A 17,647-nucleotide genomic window follows, 5' to 3' on the forward strand; every position below is an offset into this window, starting at 1 on the left:
AGCTCCTTGGCATGAAGGGGGCGGCCGGCACCACCAGTGCCTGGAAGCTGCATCTGCAGCTGATGAAACCCGTCACCTGGATCCCCCTGATCTGGGGCGTGATCTGCGGGGCGGCCGCCTCCGGCAACTTCAACTGGTCGCTCAGCCAGGTGGGCGCCTCGATCGCCTGCATGCTCATGAGCGGTCCGCTGCTGGCGGGCTACACCCAGACGATCAACGACTACTACGACCGCGAGATCGACGCGATCAACGAGCCCTATCGGCCCATCCCGTCGGGCGCCGTGAGCCTGGGGGCGGTGAAGCTGCAGATCTGGGTGCTGCTGCTCGCCGGCCTGGCGGTGGCCTGGGGGCTCGACCTCTGGGCGGGCCACAGCACCCCGGTGCTGCTGCTGCTGGCTCTGGGGGGCTCACTGGTGAGCTACATCTATTCAGCTCCGCCCCTGAAGCTCAAGCAGAACGGCTGGCTGGGCAACTACGCCCTCGGCGCCAGCTACATCGCCCTGCCCTGGTGGGCGGGCCAGGCCTTGTTCGGCCAGCTCACCTGGACCACCGCCCTGCTCACCCTCGCCTACAGCCTGGCGGGGCTCGGCATCGCGGTGGTGAACGATTTCAAGAGCGTGGAGGGGGATCGGGCCCTGGGGCTGCAATCACTGCCGGTGGTCTTCGGGATCCAGCGGGCCAGCTGGATCAGCGCCGGAATGATCAATGTGTTCCAGCTGGCGATGGTGGGCGTGCTGATCGCGATCGGCCAGCACTTCGCCGCCGTGCTGCTGGTGCTCTTGATCGTTCCCCAGATGACCTTCCAGGACATCTGGCTGCTGCGGGATCCGGTGGCCTTCGATGTGAAATACCAGGCCAGCGCCCAACCGTTTCTGGTGCTGGGCATGCTGGTGACCGCCCTGGCGATCGGCCACAGCAGCCTGGTCGCCACGATGTGAGCAAGCGCAGTCTCCAACTGCTGCTGCTGGGGGCGCTGGCGGCCGGCGCCGGCGCTCTGGTGGCGGTGGGCCAGGGGGCCCTGGTGCGCTCGATCGACGGGATGCTGCCCGAAGTGGAGCGGATCAGCAGCTTCAACCGCCCGGGCACGATCACGGTGCTCTCGGCCGATGGCCAGGTGCTGCAGAAACTCGGCCCCGCCACCCGCGAGAAGGTGGCCAGTGGCCAGATGCCCCTGCTGGTCAAGCGCGCCTTCATCGCCGCCGAAGACCGGCGCTTCTACCAGCACGACGGCATCGATCCGGTGGGCATCGGCCGGGCGATGGTGCGCAACATCACCCGCGGCTCGGTGGAGGAGGGGGCGAGCACGATCACCCAGCAGCTGGCGCGCACGGTGTATCTGAGCCAGGACCGCACCCTCTGGCGCAAGTTGGAGGAGGCGGCCCTGGCGGGCAAGCTCGAGCGCCAGCTGAGCAAGGAGCAGATCCTTGAGCAATACCTCAACTACGTGTATCTGGGCTCCAGCGCCTATGGCCTCTCCGATGCGGCCTGGATCTTCTTCTCGAAGACCCCGGACCAGTTGACCCTGCCGGAGGCGGCCCTGATCGCCGGTCTGCCGCCGGCCCCCTCGGTGTATTCGCCGCTGGTGAACCCGGAGCTGGCCCTGGAGCGCCGCGCCGTGGTGCTCAGGCGGATGCGTGAGGCCGGCTTCATCGACGATGCGCAGCAGCAGCAGGCCGAGGCCAGCCCCCTGAAGCTCAAGCCCGCCCTGCCGAAATACTGGAACAGCCGGGCGCCCTACTTCACCAGCTGGGTGGCCCAGGAGCTGCCCAAGGTGCTCACCCCCGAACAGCTGGAGGTGGGCGGGCTGACGATCCGCACCAGCCTCAACCTGGCCTGGCAGAACCAGGGGCAGAAGGTGATCGACACCTACGCCTACGGAGCGATGGAGGGGGCGCTGGTGTCGATGGAGCCGGGCACCGGCCTGGTGCGGGCGATGGTGGGGGGCAAGGATTACAGCAAGAGCCAGTTCAACCGCGCCAGCCAGGCCCTGCGCTCCCCGGGTTCCACCTTCAAGCTGTTTGTGTATCTGACAGCCATCAAGGAAGGGATGAAGCCCGAAGACATCGTGGTGGATTCACCCCGCTGCTTCGCCGGCTACTGCCCCAAGAACTTCGGCAACCGCTACATGGGCGCCGTACCGCTCTATGTAGCCCTCAAGAACTCCCTGAATGTGGTGGCGGTGGGGCTGCTGCAGAAGCTCGGCTTCGACAAGGTGATCGCCACCGCCAAGAGCCTGGGCATCCACCGGGAGCTGGGGCGCTTCTACCCGATGGCGATCGGCGCCTACGAGCAGACCGTGCTCGACATGACCGCGGCCTACGCCGCGATCAACAACCGCGGCGTCTACGTGACGCCCACGCCCTTCGAGGAGATCGACGGGCCCAGCGGCGAGCTGCTCTGGAGCCGCCGGGTGGATGGCGACCGCGGCAAGCGGGCCGTGGAGAGCGACATCGCCGACGCCATGCTCTGGATGCTGCAGCAGGTGGTCAACGGCGGCACGGGCGGCGGGGCGGCCCTGCCCGGCCGCCCCGTGGCCGGCAAGACCGGCACCTCCGAGGGGGGCGCGATCTCTGGTTCATCGGCTCGATTCCCCAGCTGACCACGGGGGTCTGGCTGGGCTACGACAACAACCGTGAAACCGGCTCCACCAGCGTGGTGGCCACCTACGCCTGGCACGACTACATGGCGCCGATCGTCAAGGATCTGCCCGTGCGCCCGTTCCCGCCCAAACCGGTGCTGACGGGGGTGTTCCGGCCAGAGAAGTCCAAGACCTCCAGCCGCAGCGACGCCTGGAGCGAACGACCCCGCGAGCGCAGCTGGGAGCCCGAGCCCACCAAGTTGCCAGCGGAGAACACCCCCTACGAAGCTCCAACGGGCTCCGAACCACCCCCCACCAGCGGGCCTTCCACTCCGGCTCCGTCGGCGCCTCCCGAGAGCCCCAGCGCGCCGCCGCCCGTGCCCAGCGCCCCTGTGGCGCCGCCACCGCCCGTGGCTCCTTCGGCGCCCCCGCCGCTGCCCTGAAGCGCCGCCGCGAAAAAGCCATCGCCCCCAGCGGGGCCGGGCCAGATCTGCAGCTCGGCGTGCAGCGTCCAATCGGGGTGGCGCAGCTGAAACGCCTCCAGCTGCCGCTGGTTCTCGGCCGGATGCACCGTGCAGGTGGCATACACCAGCCGTCCTTCGGGCTTGAGCAGAGGCAGCAGCGCCTCCAGCAGATCGCGCTGCAGCGCCACCAGCTCAGCGATCGCCTCGGGGGTGAGGCGCCAGCGGGCATCGGCGTGGCGCGCCAGGGTGCCCAGGCCCGAGCAGGGGGCATCGATCAGCAGCTTGTCGAAGCTGCCGAGCAGCTCCGGGCGGTCCTGGGCCAAGGTGAGCCCATCGGCCTCGAGCACCTGGATCGAGCCCATGCCGAGGCGCTCGGCATTGGCGAACACCCGCCGCAGGCGCGGGCCGGAGCGATCGAGCGCCCAGACCTCACCCCGATCGCCCATCAGCTCGGCCAGGTGGGTGCACTTGCCGCCGGGGGCGGCGCAGGCATCGAGAACGCGCTCCCCCGGCTGGGGATCGAGCAGCGGCGCGATCAACTGGGCAGAGCGGTCCTGCACGCACCAGTGCCCTTCGGCAAAGCCCGGAAGGGCGCGCAGATCGCCGCTGCGGGCGGTCAGCGTCAGGCCCTGGGGCAGCTCCGGCAGCGGAGCAGCGGCGACGCCAGCGGCGGCGAAATCAGCCAGCAGCCGTTCAACGCTGGTACGCAGGGGATTGACGCGCAGATCCAGCGGCGGCGGCTGGTTGCAGGCGATCCCAAAATCCTCGGCCCGCGCGGGAGGCAGCCAGCTGAGCAGCTCGGCGGCCAGCCAGTCCGGCAGGGAGTGACGCCGGGCCAGGGCGTCTGCGGGGCTGGAGGGAGGCGGCAGGGGTTCGCCGGTTTCCTGCCGCCGCAGGAACGAGCGCAGCAATCCATTCACCACCGGCGCCAGGCGGCCCAGGCCGCCGCGTTTGGCCAGCTCCACCGTGGTGCTCACCGCCGCCGAGGCGGGCACACGATCGGCGTGCAGCAGCTGGTAGAGCCCCAGGTGCAGCAGCCAGCGCAGCTTCGGGGGCTGGCGGGCGGCCGGCACCTTGCCGAGAGCATCGAGCCAGCCATCAAGCTCCCGGCGCCGGCGGATCGAGCCGTAGGCCAGCTCAGTGGCCAGGGCCCGATCGGCCGGAGCCAGGGGATGGCGCTGAAGTTCCCGCTCCAGGGCGGCGTCGGCATAGGCCCCCGAACCCACCGCCAGCAGCACCTGCCAGGCCAGTTGGCGGGCCTCCAGGCCGATGGCGCTCGAATCAGGAGGTGTGCTCAAAGGGGACGGCTCAAACGCAGGGATCCGGCTCGGGTCTCCACAGATAGCGCCCCAGGGGCAGGCGGCCCTGGGCATCGACGGGGATGCCCTCGGAGCGCAGCCGGTCGGCCTGGATCCAGTCGCTGCCCAGGCGGCTCAGGCTCAGGCTGATCTGCCCCCTGGCGTTGACCACGCGGTGCCAGGGCACGTCGGAGGGCAGGCTCAGGCGCCGCAGGGCCCAGCCCACCTGGCGGGCGCAGCCGAAGGCTCCGATCCGATCGGCGATCTGGCCATAGGTGGCGAGCTGGCCGAAGGGAATGCGGGCCACCTCCGCCCAGACCCTCTGGTCAAAGCTGGGGGCTGACGCGGCGCTCAAGCTGGAGCTCAAAAGGGCAGCAGCAGATCGTCGCTATCGGCCGCACGGACCGAGGCCATGTCGGCGTGGGCCCTCGGGAGCCACAGGGCCAGGGACACCCCCGCCACATCGAGCAGCAGGTGATGGCCGGTGAACAGACACACCAGAAAGGCGGCGGTGCCGAGCAGCAGCTCCAGCAGACCGATCACATCGTCGCGGTTGCTGGAGCCCATGGACCAGAGCACCACGCTGAAGGCGAGCAGCAGCAGGGTCAGCCAGACGGGCATCACTAGGCGCAGGGGCACATCCTTCATAGCCTGACCTTGCACGGTGGCGCGAATGGCAGCGGATGCCACCGAAAGAACGCTCAGGCCAGGCCTCCAGCCGAGGTGTCATGGCTTGCTTCCAGCGGCGATCAAAATCGCCTCGCGGCTGATCGCACGCCAATGGGGATCGCCGAGCGAACGGCGGGCCTGCCACTCGGACGTCTCCACGGCGATCAGGTCCACGGTGATCAGGTCCAAATCAGTGCGGGCATCCCAATCCCCCCGGGCCCAAGAACCAAACAGCCACACCTCCGTGCCCACACGGCCCGCCAGAAGTGGCGCCACCGACGTGCTCAGCCGTCCAAAGCGCTCCTGCTGGAGCTGGTCACGAAGTTCAGCGAGCTGGCCCATGGCACCAAAGTAAGGAGTGACCGCCCATCCGCCCATGCCCCTGCTGCCCCGACGCTTCGAGCGGCTCCAGGGCGTGCTCAACCAGCGCATGGAGAACCTGACGGTGCTGCTGGAGCATGTGGACAAGCCCCACAACCTCTCGGCGATCCTGCGCAGCTGCGATGCGGTGGGGGTGCTTGAGGCCCATGTGGTGAGCCTGCCGGGGCGGCCGCGCACCTTCAACGACACCGCCAAGGGCAGCCAGAAGTGGGTCAGCCTGCACCCCCAGAGCGACACCCCCACAGCCCTGGCCCTGCTGCGGGAGCAGGGCTTCCGGATCTTCGGCACCCACCTGAGCGTGAACGCCGTGGATTACCGAACCTGCGACTTCACCGGCCCGACCGCCTTCGTGCTCGGCGCCGAGAAATGGGGCCTGGCGGAGGCCACGGCCAACGGGGTGGACCAGGCGCTGTTCATCCCGATGATCGGCATGGTGCAGTCGCTGAATGTGTCGGTGGCGGCGGCGATCCTGCTGTTCGAGGCGCTCAGGCAGCGCCAGGCGGCCGGACTGGTGCCCACCCAGGGCGAAGGGGTGGCGCCGGAGCGCTACGGGCGGCTGCTGTTCGAGTGGGCCTACCCCCAGGTGGCGGCCTGGTGCCAGAGGGAGGGGCGCCCCTACCCGGCACTCACGGCCGAAGGAGAGATCGCCGAGGAGCTGCCGCGCACGCTGAGGCTGCGGTGCTGAGGGGCAGAAGCAATCAACTGGTCTAGATTTGGATCATGCTTGCAATCCAATCTGGATCCACGCGACCCCAGCTGGCTGAGGCTCAGTTCCTGGCCCGGGTGCGGCGGCTTGGCCTTGTGAAGCACCCTTCAGACACCACGGAGGCGGCCATGCGCAGCCTCATTCTTCATGGGCTCTGCAGGACGCCCGCGGAGCAGTGGTTAGCCCTCGGGCCCGCTCAAGCCGAGGCACGCGCTGAGCTCCTGACGGAGACCTACCGGCGCCTGGAGGAGTGCCCGACACCCACAACGGAGTGGCAGGGCCTCAGGGAGTTGCTGGGTGACGAGCTCCTGGCCCCGCTGGTGGCTGTGTCGCTGCCCAGCCTGCGCCGCTACGCCAAAGGGGAGCGGGTCTGCCCGGATCGGGTCGCGGCCCGGCTCCACTGGCTTGCACTACTCATCGATCATCTGGAGGGCAGCTACAACCCCTACGGGATCCGGCGCTGGTTCCAACGGCCCCGCTCCGCGCTTGGGGGCCAGGCACCCCATGAACGACTCCACGGGGATTGGGACCCCGACGAGGCCACGGTGCAGGCCGTCCTAGGGCTGGCAGAAGCCACCCGCCTGGGCATGACAGCCAGCTGAGCGGTGCCTGAAGCGCCCTTTCGGCTGGGTTTCCGCGTCTGTGACCGGCGTTTGGCGTTCCTCTGGGATGGTCCTGGTCAGCGCTCAGGCCGCTGGAATCAGGCTGGCGATGAACCCATTCACTACATGGCCTCATCGCCGATGGTGGCCTGGGCCGAGTGGCTCCGCCATGAAGAGATCGAAGACCCAGCCGATCTTGAGGGGATTGCGGCGGCCCTGTGGGCGGTGCTGATTCCTGAGGCCTGGGGACCTGATCACCTGGCGGCGGTGCCTCTACCGCTCCCACACCGTGCTCAGCACCACAGAGGCCGCAGCCCAGGCTCGGCTCAATCAGGTGGCCATGCTCAAGCTCTGCGGTGCAACGGGGCTGAAAGCTCCGACGGCGGCCTTGCTCGAGGTGCAAAGCCATCGATGCCTGCGGGTCCAGCAAGGAGCCAATCAGATGGCTGCTTTGCCCGTTGCGGCCGAGGTGATCGTGCTCTGGTGCCCAGCCAACGACCTGGCGGGCTGGTGCTGTGTGCCGGAGGGCCGGCCTGGTGCTGAGTTGCTGCCCCTGGTGCGGCGTGAAGGGAGGCTGCCGCAGTGAGTCCTGCCGCCAACCTGGGACCTACCCCGTCAGCCGCCAGGGTGATGGCCCGTGAGGCCCAGCCCAAGGGATTGGCTTCAAGCTGCGCCCTGCCAGCCAGCCGCAACGGCTTTCCCCTGTTGCCCCTTCGCCCGGAGGGAGCCCCTGTGGATCTGGAACTGGTGAACGCCCTGCGGGACCAGCTGGGCTGAGCGTGGAAGCCCTTTCCTGTGAAACGACAGACCCTTGCCTGCTGGCCCCGGCCGTGGAACGGGGCGCGCCGCCGGCCATCACCGTCATTTGAAGCTAGTGTTCTATCACTTGACAACCTGCCGGAGTGGTCCGGACCTTGCCCGCCATGGCCCTTGCCTGTCCGACCGCCTGTGATCCCGGCAACCTCGCCGAGACCTTTTGGCAGCGCACAGCTGAACTGGGTGCCCTCAGTGAGCAGCAGCGTCTCGAAGCCATTGAGCAGGGCTGGAGCAGCAGCTGGCTGAGCGCCCTGCGCCAGCACCTTCATCTCAAAAATGCCGAGCTGGAGCCCTTGCTGGCCTTCTCGGAAGCCACCCTGGCGCGACGCGTCCGGCAGGAGGCCCCACTGGAGCTGGCGCCATCCGAACGGCTGGATCGCCTGATCGAGGTGATCAGCCTGGCCTATGACGTGTTCGAATCACCAGGCAGCACAGAAACCTGGCTGAAGACGCCCCATCCACTGCTGCTGCAGGCCCCGCCGTTGCAGCACTGCCGCACCGCCATCGGCGCAGCCCAAGTGCGGCGGCTGTTGCAGGCGATCGCCCAGGGAGCCCCGGTTTGATCCAGGCCTGGCGGCTCAGCAAGGCTGCCTACGCCGGTGATCTGTCAGGTGGGGGCGCCGCACGGGATGGTCAGCGCTGGAATCAGCCCGGTCAGCGGGCGGTCTATCTGGGGCTCACCGCCGAGATCACGGTGCTGGAGTTGCTGGTTCATCTCAATGGTGTCCTGAGCGCCCCCTGGTGTTGTGCACCTATGCGGTGCCGGATGCTCCGGGGCTGATCACTCGGCCTGAGCTCGACACATTGCCTGATGAGTGGGATGCGATCCCCCATCACGGTGCCAGCGCTACCGACGGAGCTGACTGGCTCAGAGCTGCTGAGCAACTCGCTCTGGTGCTGCCGTCGGTGGTGGTTCCCCAGGCCCGCAACCTGCTGCTCAACCCACTGCATCCCGCCATCGCCCAGGTCTCCCTTGTGGATCAGATCCCCTTCCGTCTCGATCAACGGCTGGCGATGTGAGTGCGCTGTGGGCAGCTGGGCAGCGACCAGCTGCCCACGTTTGACCGCGAAGCCGCGCGCCTGCTGAGCGGGGCCGGTGAGCCGGTGCATCTCCTGTGACTGAAACAGGCAGGGGCCATCGCTCTTGCCTTCGCGCTCGGTGCTGAGAAATGGGGCCTGACGTAGGCCACGGCCCACGCGCTGGACCAGGCGCTGTTCGTCCCGATGATCGGCATGGTGCCGTCGCTGAATGTGTCGGTGGCGGCCTGGTGCCGAAAGCAGGGGCGGGGCTTAACCGTAGCGCTGAGCTCCTGGCCACGTTGGTGGGTGTAAGGAGCCTCAAATCTGCTCCACCCGTCGCCCGTAGGCCACCAGTTGGCGGTCAGCCGTGAGCAGGGTGAGCTTCAGGGCCTTGGCCTGGGCCAGCAGCAAGCGATCAAACGGATCTTGATGCAGCGTGGGCAGCAGGGCGGTGGCGGCGGCATGGCTGGCCTCGATCGCCAGCAGGTCGAACCCGGCGCTGGCGATGGCCTCGATGAGTTGCTGGGGCGACACCGGAAGCTTGCCCAGTTGATGTTTGATCGCCACCTCCCAGACCGAGGCCGCACTCACCAGGGCACGGGCCGCACGGATCTGGGCTTCCCGCGCCCGGCTCAGGCGGGCGTCGCCGCTCAACCACCAGAGCAACACGTGGGTATCGAGCAGATAGGGGCCGTTGGTGGTCATGGCCGAGCGGGCCCCAGCATCAGCTCAGCCACCTGTTCCTCAACCTCGGTGGAAAAGGCAGCATCGATCTGGGCGGGATCCAGCGCCAACAGGCCCCTGCCGGCCAGGGGCTGGATCGGTGTGCCCGGCACCAGACGCACCAACGGCTTGCCAGCCCGGGCAATCCAGACCTCTTCGCCGTCAAGGGCCGCCTGTACGAGCTCGGAGAGCTGGGTTTTCGCGGCGTAGAGGTTCGCCTGTCGCACGAGGCTGCTTCAACGAGTCACCAACCCTATCGCCTGTATGACCAAGTTAGTTAGACCAAAGGCAATCAGAACAAGAGCACGGGGGCTATGGGCTGCCAGGCGCTGTTCATCCCGATGAGGCCCTGCGACCCAGGTGCGGCGGCTCAGCATGGCGATTAGCAAGGCAAAAACGCCTTACATTCAGTGTTGGATGGCCACATGGCGATGACCAACGTTCCAAGTCACGGCTCTCGATCCCTCACCGTCACCAGCAAGGGTCAGGTGACGCTACGCAAAGAGCTGCTGGTCCACCTCGGCCTTCAGCCTGGCCAGCGCATTGACGTGGAAGTTCTGCCAGGCGGCCGGTTAGAGCTCCACGCCGAGCAAGCCACCGGCAGCATCACCAACTTCATCGGCCTGCTGGCAGGCCGCAGCAGCCACCGTGCCAGCCTGGAAGAGCTTGATGAGGCCGCTGCCTCGGGCTGGGCCGCTTTGGGCGGCACCAGCCCATGAGGATCACGGCCGACACCAACGTGCTGGTGCGCGCCTTGGTGCAGGACGATCCGGAGCAAGCCCGCTCAGCCAGTGCGCTTCTGGAGCAGGCGGAGCGGGTTGCGATCTCGCTACCGGTGCTGAGTGAACTGGTGTGGGTGCTGCGCCGTGTCTACCACTTCTCCAACGCCAGCTGCGTCAGCGCCATCGAAGCACTGCTGGCCAGCAGCAGCGTGGCCGTCGATCGGCCTGCCGTTGCAACCGGGCTCAAGTTGCTCTCGGCGGGCGGCGATTTCGCCGATGGCGTGATCGCCTTTGGCGGGCGGCAGCTGGGCAGCGACCAGCTGGCCACGTTCGACCGCGAAGCCGCGCGTCTGCTGAGTGAGGCCGGTGAGCCGGTGCTTTTACTTTGACAACAACCGGCAGGGGCTTTGGTAATCCTGCAGATCCGCGATCGTCCTGATCCCCTGCATCAGCCGTTTCAGGGGCGGGTGCCCGGTGTCAACGACGCAGGCGGTCTGATCCGCGCACTCCTGACCGGACAGGCCCCGCGCCCGAGGGAAGCCGCAGCGTGGGACGGTTAATGTCACGGTTACGGGTGGGCCACTACCGCGTTGTCTACGAATGGCAGCGCAGCGAGCTTGTGATCCTGGTGCTGCGGATCGCTCACCGCAGGGTGGTTGACCGCTGAACCGCTACAGCCCAGCGGGATCCAGTGCCAACAGGCTCCAGAGCGCGCCCGAGCCGGTGATGCCTTGATGCACTGATGCCACGATGCAGTCATGTGCATCACGCTCGACATTGAGGACGACGTCCCGGCTGCCCTATCGGGCGATGGGGCGCCAATGGCGAGGAAACCCCAAGCGGTTGCTGGGTTCCGCCCCTTTCAGTCAATCCAGGCGGAACTGATCAGCAACGAGCAGATCGATCAGCTCCGTGATCGCGACGGCCTCTGATGCACGGGGACAACCACCTGTCCCATCATCGAAATGGGGTTGTGCGGATCATGGCCCAGCCCGCCTATCCCAACCATCGACCGGCTGGATCTGACCGCAGACACTGATGCTTGCGGTGTTGAGGGGTGGGAGGCGGCAACATGGGCCCGTCCGAGCTCCCGCCCCCGATGAAAGCCGTGATCCTCGCCGGGGGCTGGGCACCCGCATCAGCGAAGAGACCCATCTGCGGCCCAAGCCAATGCTGGAAATCGGCGGCAAACCGATCCTCTGGCACATCCTCAAGACCTACAGCCACCACGGCATCCGTGAGTTCGTGATCTGCTGCGGCTACCGGGGGTATGTGATCAAGGAGTACTTCGCCAACTACTTCCTTCACCTGAGCGATGTGACCTTCGATCTGGCCGCCAACCGCATGGAGGTGCACCGTCAGGAGGCCGAACCCTGGCGGGTCACGTTGGTGGACACTGGCGAGGACACCGCCACCGGCGGCCGCCTCAAGCGGGTGGCGGAGCACCTGGATGAGGGCCCGTTCTGCCTAACCTATGGCGATGGGGTGGGGGATGTGGACATCACCGCCCTGCTGGCCTTCCACAAAAGCCACGGCAAGCCGGCCACGGTCACGGCGGTGCAGCCCCCGGCCGCTATGGCAGTCTGCTGATCGAGGCAGGGGCGACGTCCGTGGGCGGCTTCGAGGAAAAGCCCCAGGGCGATGGCCACTGGATCAACGGGGGCTATTTCGTGCTCGAACCCCAGGTGCTGGAGCTGATCGAGGGCGACGCCACCACCTGGGAGTTCGAACCGCTGAGGGCCCTGGCCCACCGGGGTGAGCTGGAGGCCTTCCAGCACCGGGGCTTCTGGAGACCGATGGACACGCTCCGGGACAAGACCCAGCTCGAGGAGCTCTGGGCCAGCGGCAAGGCCCCTGGAAGGTGTGGTGAGCGCTGTGCTCAGCCCTGATCCTTCCTTCTGGCAAGGCCGGCGGGTGCTGCTCACCGGCCACACGGGCTTCAAGGGCAGCTGGCTCACGCTCTGGCTGCTGGAGCTGGGGGCGGAGGTGTGGGGGCTGTCCCTGGCGCCGGAAGGGGATCCCAACCTGTTCGAGCAACTGGGGCTGGCCGGGGCGCGGGCCGACCGGCTGCGGCATCGCGAAGTCAACCTGCTCGACCCCGGCGGGGTGCGGGAGCTGGTTGAGCAGTGCCGCCCAGAGCTGGTGTTCCATCTGGCCGCCCAGTCGCTGGTGCGACGGGGCTACCGCGATCCGCTGCTCACCTGGCAGACCAACGTGATCGGCACGTTGCAGCTGCTGGAGGCCCTGCGGCAGCGGCCCGAGCCCTGTGCGGTGGTCTGCGTGACCACCGACAAGGTGTACGAGAACCACGGCGGCGTAGCCGCCTTCCAGGAAGACGACCGGCTGGGGGAGATGACCCCTACAGCAGCAGCAAGGCGGCGATGGAGCTGGCGGTGGACAGTTGGCGGGAGAGCTTCTGGGGCTCGGCCCCCCACCAGCATCCGGGGCTGACGCTGGCGACGGCCAGAGCCGGCAACGTGATCGGCGGCGGCGACTGGGCCAACGACCGAATCCTCCCCGATGCCATCCGGGCGCTGCAGGCTGAAAAAGCAATCGTGGTGCGTCAGCCGGCCGCGATCCGCCCCTGGCAGCACGTGCTCGATCCGCTGGCGGGCTATCTGCTGCTGGCGGAGCGGCTTCATCACGGCACCCTGGCCGAGAACACCTTCAACTTCGGGCCCGATCCGGCGGACAGCCGCAGCGTCGCGGAGGTGGTGGACACGCTGCTGCGCCACTGGCCAGGCCAGTGGCGCGAGCAGACGGATCCCCAGGCCCCGGCCGAGAGCGGCGAGCTTCGGCTCAATTCCGACCGAGCCCGCCAGCTGCTCGATTGGCGGCCGCTGTGGAGCTTTGAGGAGGCGGTGACCCGCACGGTGGGCTGGTATCGCGCCGTGCACGAAGGGGCCAGACCCCTAGAGTGTTGCCTGGCGGATCTGGAGTCCTATCGGCGGATGGGCGGCGGCGCGTAGTGGAACTCAGCCGCCACGCCATCGACAAGCTCGAGACCTATGGGGTCTGCGCTGACCGTTTGCAGGGCTGGCTCCAGGCGCTGAGTGCCGGAGAAAGCTTTCTCGATACGACCACTGGGGCTTTTGGTGTGGTTGTTCACTGGGAAGAGCGGCCTTGGGTGGTGATTTTGAGCGAGGATGGCAACAAGGTCGTGACGACCTACCCAAGCGATGAGCGGACGATCAACAATCGCCGCCTAGGAGGCCGATGGATCGTTCCCAACAACTGACCCTTCAGCTCAAGCAGATGGAGCGTCTCGTTGACACTGAAAGCGGTGCCATCCTCTTCCGGCATCCCAGCCTGCGCGGCATCCCAGATCTGGTTATCGAAGGAGACGGCTACACCATTGAATTCATCGGTTCCACCTTGCTGTGCCTCGACATCCGCGATCCTTCAGGAATGGTCCGTCTCCTCGCTGATCCCCTGAAATCTCAACTCCCTGTTGGAGTTTGATTGGTTGATGACCCAAAGCCCCGAGGAACTCAAAACGCAGATCCTCGCGCTCACTCGCGAGTATGCCCGGCAGGTCCACGCCCAACACCTGCCCGCCGATGACCCGGGGCGCCCAACCTGGAGAGGTGGGCCGATCCCCTACGCCGGAAGAGTCTTCGGGGAAGAGGAGGTAGAGGCGGCGGTGGCCAGCAGCCTCGATTTCTGGCTCACCTTGGGGGCCGAGGGTGAGGCCTTCGAGCGCGAGCTGGCGGCCTTCCTGGGGGTGCGCTCCTCGCTGCTGGTCAATTCGGGCTCCTCGGCCAACCTGATTGCCCTGAGCACGTTGACCTCACCGCTGATCGAAGCGGAGCGGCGGCTGCGGCCAGGCGATGAGGTGATCACCTGCGCGGCGGGGTTCCCCACCACCGTGGCGCCGATCCTGCAGAACGGCTGCGTGGCGGTGTTCGTGGATGCCGACCCGATCACCGCCAATCTGCGGGTGGACCAGCTGGAGGCGGCTTACTCCCCGGGCAAGACCAAAGCCGTGATGCTGGCCCATGCCCTGGGCAACCCCTTCAACATCGCTGCGGTGCTGGGCTTCTGCCGCCGCCATGACCTCTGGCTGATCGAGGACAACTGCGATGCCCTCGGCTCCACCTATTCGATGCCCAGGCCGCTGGCCGAGTGGCTGGGATTCAGCGAGAACAGCCCAGGCCTGGATGAGGGCTCCGAGCGGGTGGTGCGCTACACGGGCACCTGGGGCGATCTGAGCACCCAGAGCTTCTATCCGCCCCACCACATCACCATGGGCGAGGGCGGCGCTGTGAACGTGGTGAGCGCCAACGGCCGCCTCAGGCGCATCGCCGAGAGCCTGCGCGACTGGGGCCGCGACTGCTGGTGCCAGAGCGGCCGCGACGATACGTGCGGCAAGCGCTACGGCTGGCAGCTGGGGGAGTTGCCGCCCGGTTACGACCACAAATACATCTATTCCCACCTGGGCTACAACCTCAAACCCCTGGATCTGCAGGCGGCGATCGGGCGGGTGCAACTGAGGCGGCTGCCGGGGTTCGTGGAGGCGCGTAAGCGCAACTGGCTTCAGCTGAGGTGTGAACTGGAGCCCCTCTCCCACCTGTTCGACTTCGGCCTGCCCACCCATGCCACGGGTTTCGATCCGGAATCCGGAGACGTCCAGTGGGATGCGAGTGGTTGCCGGAGCGACTGCAGTTGGTTCGGGTTTCTGCTGCTCGTGCGGCCGGAGGCGCCGTTCACGAATTCGGAACTTGGACGGCACTTGGCGGCTGAGGGAATTGGCAGCCGCATGTTGTTTGGAGGGAACTTGCTGCGGCAGCCGGCATTTGTGCAACTGCGCCAGGATCGGCCGGAGGCGCTACGGGGGGTGGCAGGGCAGATGGAAGGGGCTGATGGGTTGATGGAGCGGGCCTTGTTTCTGGGAACCTATCCGGGGTTAAACTTTGCACAGTTCGGCAAGATCTCCAATGAAGTCAATAAATTCATCAAAAGATATATCAATAAGGAATAGGAAGTACCGCCGTGGCAACGACTTATACAAGACAAGTTAAAAGTTTGACATGATTCGACCACGGGAAGGATTGCATACTTTTACCACAAAGTAAATGCATGCCAAACAAACCTATCAGAATCAGCCAATCGTAGAAAGTCAGAATTTGTCGGAAACCAGTTATCACGAGTCATTGCGCGTCCAAGCAATGGTAAAATCCAAAAGACATGGCAAAAATTGAGGCATGGCTCTCACCAAAATCAGAGGACGGACAATTGGCGAAAAAAATCCAGCATACATAATTGCCGAGATTGGCATCAACCACAACGGTGACATTCAACTATGCCGAGAATTAATAGACTCAGCCATTGATGCAGGCTGCGATGCAGTAAAGTTTCAGAAGCGCACAATAGAAAAAGTCTACGGCGAAGAAGAGCTACTACGTGCTCGGGAAAGTCCGTTCGGCACAACAAATGGAGATTTGAAGAGAGCACTTGAGTTTGGAATGAAAGAGTATAAATGGATCGACGACTACTGCCGATCAAAGCAAATCGACTGGTTTGCCTCCTGCTGGGACGAAGAATCTGTCGACTTCATCTCGACATTCAATCCACCCTGCTGGAAAATAGCATCCGCGTCTCTTACCGATCACAACCTACTTCTCCACACGCGCAAAGCAGGTGGGCCTATTCTTTTATCTACAGGCATGAGCAGCCATGATGAAATACACGATGCTGTCCAAGTTCTCGGGAAGCAAAATCTTGTTCTTCTGCATTCCTGCAGCACATACCCTGCCTACTATGAAGAGCTCAATCTACGCATTATACCAGTACTAATGCAACAGTATGACGTACCCGTAGGTTACTCTGGCCACGAAACAGGAATTGCATCAAGTGTGGCGGCTACAGCACTCGGGGCTTCCGTCATTGAACGCCACATTACAATAGACCGATCACTTTGGGGAACAGATCAGGCTGCATCTCTAGAGCCAAGTGGGTTCAAACGGCTCGTTCGCGACATCCGCCTCGTCGAAACATCCATGGGCGACGGCGTAAAGCGCGTTCTCCCTCGAGAAGTTCCTGTGATGGAAAAGTTAAGGAGAGTAGGGGGATGGCGTGACCGCTAGTACCAAGTTCCAGGACATCAAGGCGATTGCACTCGACGTGGATGGCGTCCTGACCGATGGAAGCTTTTGGTGGGGGCCAAATGGAGAGGAATGGAAGCGGTTTTGCTTTGCCGACATCATGGGAATCTCAATAGGCCAAAAGGCTGGACTGATCTTCAGCTTGATATCTGGCGAAGGTAGTCCTTTAGTTGACAGGTTTGCGGCAAAGATGGGGATCAAAGATGTATTCAAAGATTGCAATGACAAAGCTTCTGCCTTGCGAACTTTTGCAAACCGAAATAAACTCGCACTGTCACAGGTCGCATTCATGGGTGACGATGTCAATGATCTCGAAGCGCTGGATTTAGCAGGCTACAGCGCAGCCCCGGCGAATGCGCAGAAAGAAGTAATGAAACGAGCATCTTACACATCAGAGTTAAAGGGTGGGGAAGGGGCCGTTAGGGATTTCATTGAACTTACACTCAAAAGAGCCAGTCAGGAAACTCAAAACAAATGAGTATCGAGAACAGATATCTGAAAATAGGCTTTGTTTGCTCATGTCTCAATGAAGCCGAAAACGTATGGCCACTATACAAACAATGTGTTGATGCATATGAAGCATTTAAGAATCAGCAAAGGAATCCGCATAGATTCGCATTTTCCCTAACAATTGCCGACAACGCAAGCACAGACCACACAGCCAAAGTACTAGCTGAAATAGCGAATCAAGACGAACGCGTAAAAGTACTTCTCAATGCAAGGAACTATGGACCGGAAATTTCTGGTGTCAATGCACTTGCTAACACTCAGTCGGATATTTATGTACTGATAGCATCAGACCTTGAAGATCCACCCGAGCTAGTTGCAGAGATGCTAAATATGCTAGTACTAGCAGAAGAAAAATATGATGGCATAGTCGCGATAAAAAGCAATACAGATGAATGGGCATTAATGAGAGCCGCACGGCACATATACTACTCCCTGTTAGACGCAGGAAGCCGCAATAAAACCATCCCGAACGGCTTTCATGGCTTCGGATGTTATAAGCAATTAGCGATGAAAGATGCCATTAGAGCCTGGCGTAACAATCCACAAGGTTTTCGGACTGCCTTATACAACTCATTGGTACAACCGATTCATATAAACTATAAGAAGCCAAAAAGAAGATATGGTACATCAAGCTATGGATTGTGGGGATATGTAAGCTTTGCAGCCGAGACCATTCTTAGTGGAGATGCACTTAATAGCCGATTCATGACAAGCCTTGGTGCAACTTCCTTACTTGCAAGCCTACTTCTAGGGATAACACTTCTAATTCGCGTGGTCAGCGGACAAAGTGGCTATACAGCAGGCACCCCTACAATCATGCTGCTTGTATTGCTGAGCCTGGGCGTGCAAAGCCTCATGCTTGCAATGCTCTCATTCCAAATCGAGAACCAGCGTATGACATACAAACGCCCTCGTGTTCGTGCACAAGTGCTTCAAAAGACAATAAAGCAATGAACGCAGGCGCCTAAATGCCACCAAGAAATGCACTTCAAAGATACATTGTAGCGGGTGCTTGTTTTACTCTGCTGGGTCCTTTTTTGTTCTGGATTCTGTA

General features: G+C 63.9%; 21 protein-coding genes and 5 pseudogenes. 20 read left to right on the forward strand and 6 right to left on the reverse strand.

Annotated elements, in window-relative coordinates; all coding sequences use genetic code 11:
* Positions 1–11 precede the first annotated feature (11 nt).
* Both chlG and AAF143_RS01655 read left to right on the forward strand, forming a co-directional pair.
* On the forward strand, positions 12–938 hold the full coding sequence (gene chlG, locus AAF143_RS01650; RefSeq protein WP_255005880.1) for a chlorophyll synthase ChlG: 927 nt from the start codon (positions 12–14) through the stop codon (positions 936–938).
* Positions 935–2,766, forward strand: a pseudogene (locus tag AAF143_RS01655) (transglycosylase domain-containing protein); the annotation flags it as partial. The gene chlG and the pseudogene AAF143_RS01655, both read left to right, overlap by 4 nt.
* A gap of 92 nt (positions 2,767–2,858) precedes the next feature.
* On the opposite strand, the gene AAF143_RS01660 reads toward AAF143_RS01655, so the two are convergent.
* Genes AAF143_RS01660 through AAF143_RS01675 form a run of 4 tightly spaced genes read right to left on the reverse strand, consistent with a single transcriptional unit; the run spans position 2,859 to position 5,351 of the window.
* Positions 2,859–4,340 carry a 16S rRNA (cytosine(967)-C(5))-methyltransferase gene (locus tag AAF143_RS01660; RefSeq protein ID WP_414026428.1) on the reverse strand — a complete coding sequence of 494 codons (1,482 nt, stop codon included), beginning with the start codon at positions 4,338–4,340 and terminating at the stop codon, positions 2,859–2,861.
* 10 nt (positions 4,341–4,350) lie between these two features.
* On the reverse strand, positions 4,351–4,695 hold the full coding sequence (locus tag AAF143_RS01665) for an MGMT family protein (RefSeq protein WP_255005248.1): 345 nt from the start codon (positions 4,693–4,695) through the stop codon (positions 4,351–4,353).
* Between the two features lie 8 nt (positions 4,696–4,703).
* Positions 4,704–5,030 (reverse strand): hypothetical protein, encoded by a 327-nt coding sequence (locus AAF143_RS01670; protein WP_255005249.1) that lies wholly within the window; start codon positions 5,028–5,030, stop codon positions 4,704–4,706.
* 36 nt (positions 5,031–5,066) lie between these two features.
* The gene (locus AAF143_RS01675) at positions 5,067–5,351 is read right to left on the reverse strand and encodes a nucleotidyltransferase domain-containing protein (RefSeq protein WP_255005250.1); all 285 of its coding nucleotides are present in this window, start codon (positions 5,349–5,351) and stop codon (positions 5,067–5,069) included.
* Between the two features lie 34 nt (positions 5,352–5,385).
* On the opposite strand from AAF143_RS01675, the gene trmH reads away from it, so the two are divergent.
* From trmH to AAF143_RS01710, 7 genes and pseudogenes are all read left to right on the forward strand, one after another.
* A complete protein-coding gene (gene trmH, locus AAF143_RS01680; protein WP_255005251.1) occupies positions 5,386–6,075 on the forward strand; it encodes a tRNA (guanosine(18)-2'-O)-methyltransferase TrmH in 690 nt (229 codons plus the stop codon).
* Positions 6,076–6,191: 116 nt separating this feature from the next.
* On the forward strand, positions 6,192–6,698 hold the full coding sequence (locus tag AAF143_RS01685; protein ID WP_414026429.1) for a hypothetical protein: 507 nt from the start codon (positions 6,192–6,194) through the stop codon (positions 6,696–6,698).
* A 3-nt stretch (positions 6,699–6,701) separates the two neighbouring features.
* A pseudogene (locus AAF143_RS01690) lies at positions 6,702–6,902 on the forward strand (RES domain-containing protein); the annotation flags it as partial.
* An 85-nt stretch (positions 6,903–6,987) separates the two neighbouring features.
* Positions 6,988–7,284 carry a hypothetical protein gene (locus tag AAF143_RS01695; RefSeq protein ID WP_414026922.1) on the forward strand — a complete coding sequence of 99 codons (297 nt, stop codon included), beginning with the start codon at positions 6,988–6,990 and terminating at the stop codon, positions 7,282–7,284.
* Positions 7,281–7,475, forward strand: a complete 195-nt coding sequence (locus AAF143_RS01700) for a hypothetical protein (RefSeq protein WP_414026430.1) — start codon at positions 7,281–7,283, stop codon at positions 7,473–7,475. The genes AAF143_RS01695 and AAF143_RS01700 overlap by 4 nt, the downstream gene beginning before the upstream one ends.
* A 146-nt stretch (positions 7,476–7,621) precedes the next feature.
* Positions 7,622–8,077, forward strand: coding sequence for an antitoxin Xre/MbcA/ParS toxin-binding domain-containing protein (locus tag AAF143_RS01705; protein WP_255005255.1), 456 nt, complete (start codon positions 7,622–7,624; stop codon positions 8,075–8,077).
* A pseudogene (locus AAF143_RS01710) lies at positions 8,074–8,534 on the forward strand (RES family NAD+ phosphorylase). Before AAF143_RS01705 ends, AAF143_RS01710 begins: the two are co-directional and overlap by 4 nt.
* Positions 8,535–8,852: 318 nt before the next feature.
* Here AAF143_RS01710 and AAF143_RS01715 read toward each other — a convergent pair.
* Together AAF143_RS01715 and AAF143_RS01720 are read right to left on the reverse strand one after the other, a co-directional pair.
* Positions 8,853–9,239 (reverse strand): type II toxin-antitoxin system VapC family toxin, encoded by a 387-nt coding sequence (locus AAF143_RS01715; RefSeq protein WP_255005257.1) that lies wholly within the window; start codon positions 9,237–9,239, stop codon positions 8,853–8,855.
* On the reverse strand, positions 9,236–9,484 hold the full coding sequence (locus AAF143_RS01720; protein ID WP_255005258.1) for a type II toxin-antitoxin system Phd/YefM family antitoxin: 249 nt from the start codon (positions 9,482–9,484) through the stop codon (positions 9,236–9,238). The genes AAF143_RS01715 and AAF143_RS01720 overlap by 4 nt, the downstream gene beginning before the upstream one ends.
* A 204-nt stretch (positions 9,485–9,688) precedes the next feature.
* On the opposite strand from AAF143_RS01720, the gene AAF143_RS01725 reads away from it, so the two are divergent.
* The 11 genes and pseudogenes from AAF143_RS01725 to AAF143_RS01775 all read left to right on the forward strand — a co-directional run bounded on the left by AAF143_RS01725 (position 9,689) and on the right by AAF143_RS01775 (position 17,547).
* Complete coding sequence (locus tag AAF143_RS01725; RefSeq protein WP_255005259.1) at positions 9,689–9,976, forward strand: AbrB/MazE/SpoVT family DNA-binding domain-containing protein; 288 nt, start codon at positions 9,689–9,691, stop codon at positions 9,974–9,976.
* Positions 9,973–10,368, forward strand: coding sequence for a type II toxin-antitoxin system VapC family toxin (locus tag AAF143_RS01730; RefSeq protein WP_255005260.1), 396 nt, complete (start codon positions 9,973–9,975; stop codon positions 10,366–10,368). Before AAF143_RS01725 ends, AAF143_RS01730 begins: the two co-directional genes overlap by 4 nt.
* Positions 10,369–10,538: 170 nt before the next feature.
* On the forward strand, positions 10,539–10,646 hold the full coding sequence (locus tag AAF143_RS01735) for a type II toxin-antitoxin system RelE family toxin (protein WP_255005261.1): 108 nt from the start codon (positions 10,539–10,541) through the stop codon (positions 10,644–10,646).
* A gap of 432 nt (positions 10,647–11,078) precedes the next feature.
* Positions 11,079–11,849 (forward strand): annotated as a pseudogene (gene rfbF, locus AAF143_RS01740) (glucose-1-phosphate cytidylyltransferase).
* Between the two features lie 44 nt (positions 11,850–11,893).
* Positions 11,894–12,948 (forward strand): annotated as a pseudogene (gene rfbG / locus AAF143_RS01745) (CDP-glucose 4,6-dehydratase).
* On the forward strand, positions 12,948–13,217 hold the full coding sequence (locus AAF143_RS01750) for a hypothetical protein (protein ID WP_255005264.1): 270 nt from the start codon (positions 12,948–12,950) through the stop codon (positions 13,215–13,217). Before rfbG ends, AAF143_RS01750 begins: the two are co-directional and overlap by 1 nt.
* The gene (locus AAF143_RS01755; protein ID WP_255005265.1) at positions 13,196–13,441 is read left to right on the forward strand and encodes a hypothetical protein; all 246 of its coding nucleotides are present in this window, start codon (positions 13,196–13,198) and stop codon (positions 13,439–13,441) included. The genes AAF143_RS01750 and AAF143_RS01755 overlap by 22 nt, the downstream gene beginning before the upstream one ends.
* Before the next feature lie 7 nt (positions 13,442–13,448).
* On the forward strand, positions 13,449–14,960 hold the full coding sequence (gene rfbH, locus AAF143_RS01760; protein WP_255005266.1) for a lipopolysaccharide biosynthesis protein RfbH: 1,512 nt from the start codon (positions 13,449–13,451) through the stop codon (positions 14,958–14,960).
* Positions 14,961–15,183: 223 nt separating this feature from the next.
* Entirely contained in the window at positions 15,184–16,065 is an 882-nt protein-coding gene (locus AAF143_RS01765; RefSeq protein WP_255005267.1) for an N-acetylneuraminate synthase family protein, read from the forward strand.
* Positions 16,055–16,561 (forward strand): KdsC family phosphatase, encoded by a 507-nt coding sequence (locus AAF143_RS01770; RefSeq protein WP_255005268.1) that lies wholly within the window; start codon positions 16,055–16,057, stop codon positions 16,559–16,561. Before AAF143_RS01765 ends, AAF143_RS01770 begins: the two co-directional genes overlap by 11 nt.
* Positions 16,558–17,547 (forward strand): glycosyltransferase, encoded by a 990-nt coding sequence (locus AAF143_RS01775; RefSeq protein WP_255005269.1) that lies wholly within the window; start codon positions 16,558–16,560, stop codon positions 17,545–17,547. The genes AAF143_RS01770 and AAF143_RS01775 overlap by 4 nt, the downstream gene beginning before the upstream one ends.
* Positions 17,548–17,647: the final 100 nt, after the last annotated feature.

The sequence above is a fragment of the Cyanobium sp. ATX-6F1 genome (assembly GCF_047395825.1).
Lineage (GTDB): Bacteria > Cyanobacteriota > Cyanobacteriia > PCC-6307 > Cyanobiaceae > ATX-6F1.

Excerpts from the sequence above, each read along its gene's own strand:
- chlG (WP_255005880.1), top strand. The coding sequence starts at position 12 with ATGAAGGGGGCGGCCGGCACCACCAGTGCCTGGAAGCTGCATCTGCAG.
- AAF143_RS01675 (WP_255005250.1), bottom strand. The coding sequence starts at position 5,351 with ATGGGCCAGCTCGCTGAACTTCGTGACCAGCTCCAGCAGGAGCGCTTT.
- trmH (WP_255005251.1), top strand. The coding sequence starts at position 5,386 with ATGCCCCTGCTGCCCCGACGCTTCGAGCGGCTCCAGGGCGTGCTCAAC.
- AAF143_RS01705 (WP_255005255.1), top strand. The coding sequence starts at position 7,622 with ATGGCCCTTGCCTGTCCGACCGCCTGTGATCCCGGCAACCTCGCCGAG.
- AAF143_RS01715 (WP_255005257.1), bottom strand. The coding sequence starts at position 9,239 with ATGACCACCAACGGCCCCTATCTGCTCGATACCCACGTGTTGCTCTGG.
- AAF143_RS01725 (WP_255005259.1), top strand. The coding sequence starts at position 9,689 with ATGACCAACGTTCCAAGTCACGGCTCTCGATCCCTCACCGTCACCAGC.
- AAF143_RS01730 (WP_255005260.1), top strand. The coding sequence starts at position 9,973 with ATGAGGATCACGGCCGACACCAACGTGCTGGTGCGCGCCTTGGTGCAG.
- AAF143_RS01735 (WP_255005261.1), top strand. The coding sequence starts at position 10,539 with ATGTCACGGTTACGGGTGGGCCACTACCGCGTTGTCTACGAATGGCAG.
- AAF143_RS01755 (WP_255005265.1), top strand. The coding sequence starts at position 13,196 with ATGGATCGTTCCCAACAACTGACCCTTCAGCTCAAGCAGATGGAGCGT.
- rfbH (WP_255005266.1), top strand. The coding sequence starts at position 13,449 with ATGACCCAAAGCCCCGAGGAACTCAAAACGCAGATCCTCGCGCTCACT.
- AAF143_RS01765 (WP_255005267.1), top strand. The coding sequence starts at position 15,184 with ATGGCTCTCACCAAAATCAGAGGACGGACAATTGGCGAAAAAAATCCA.
- AAF143_RS01775 (WP_255005269.1), top strand. The coding sequence starts at position 16,558 with ATGAGTATCGAGAACAGATATCTGAAAATAGGCTTTGTTTGCTCATGT.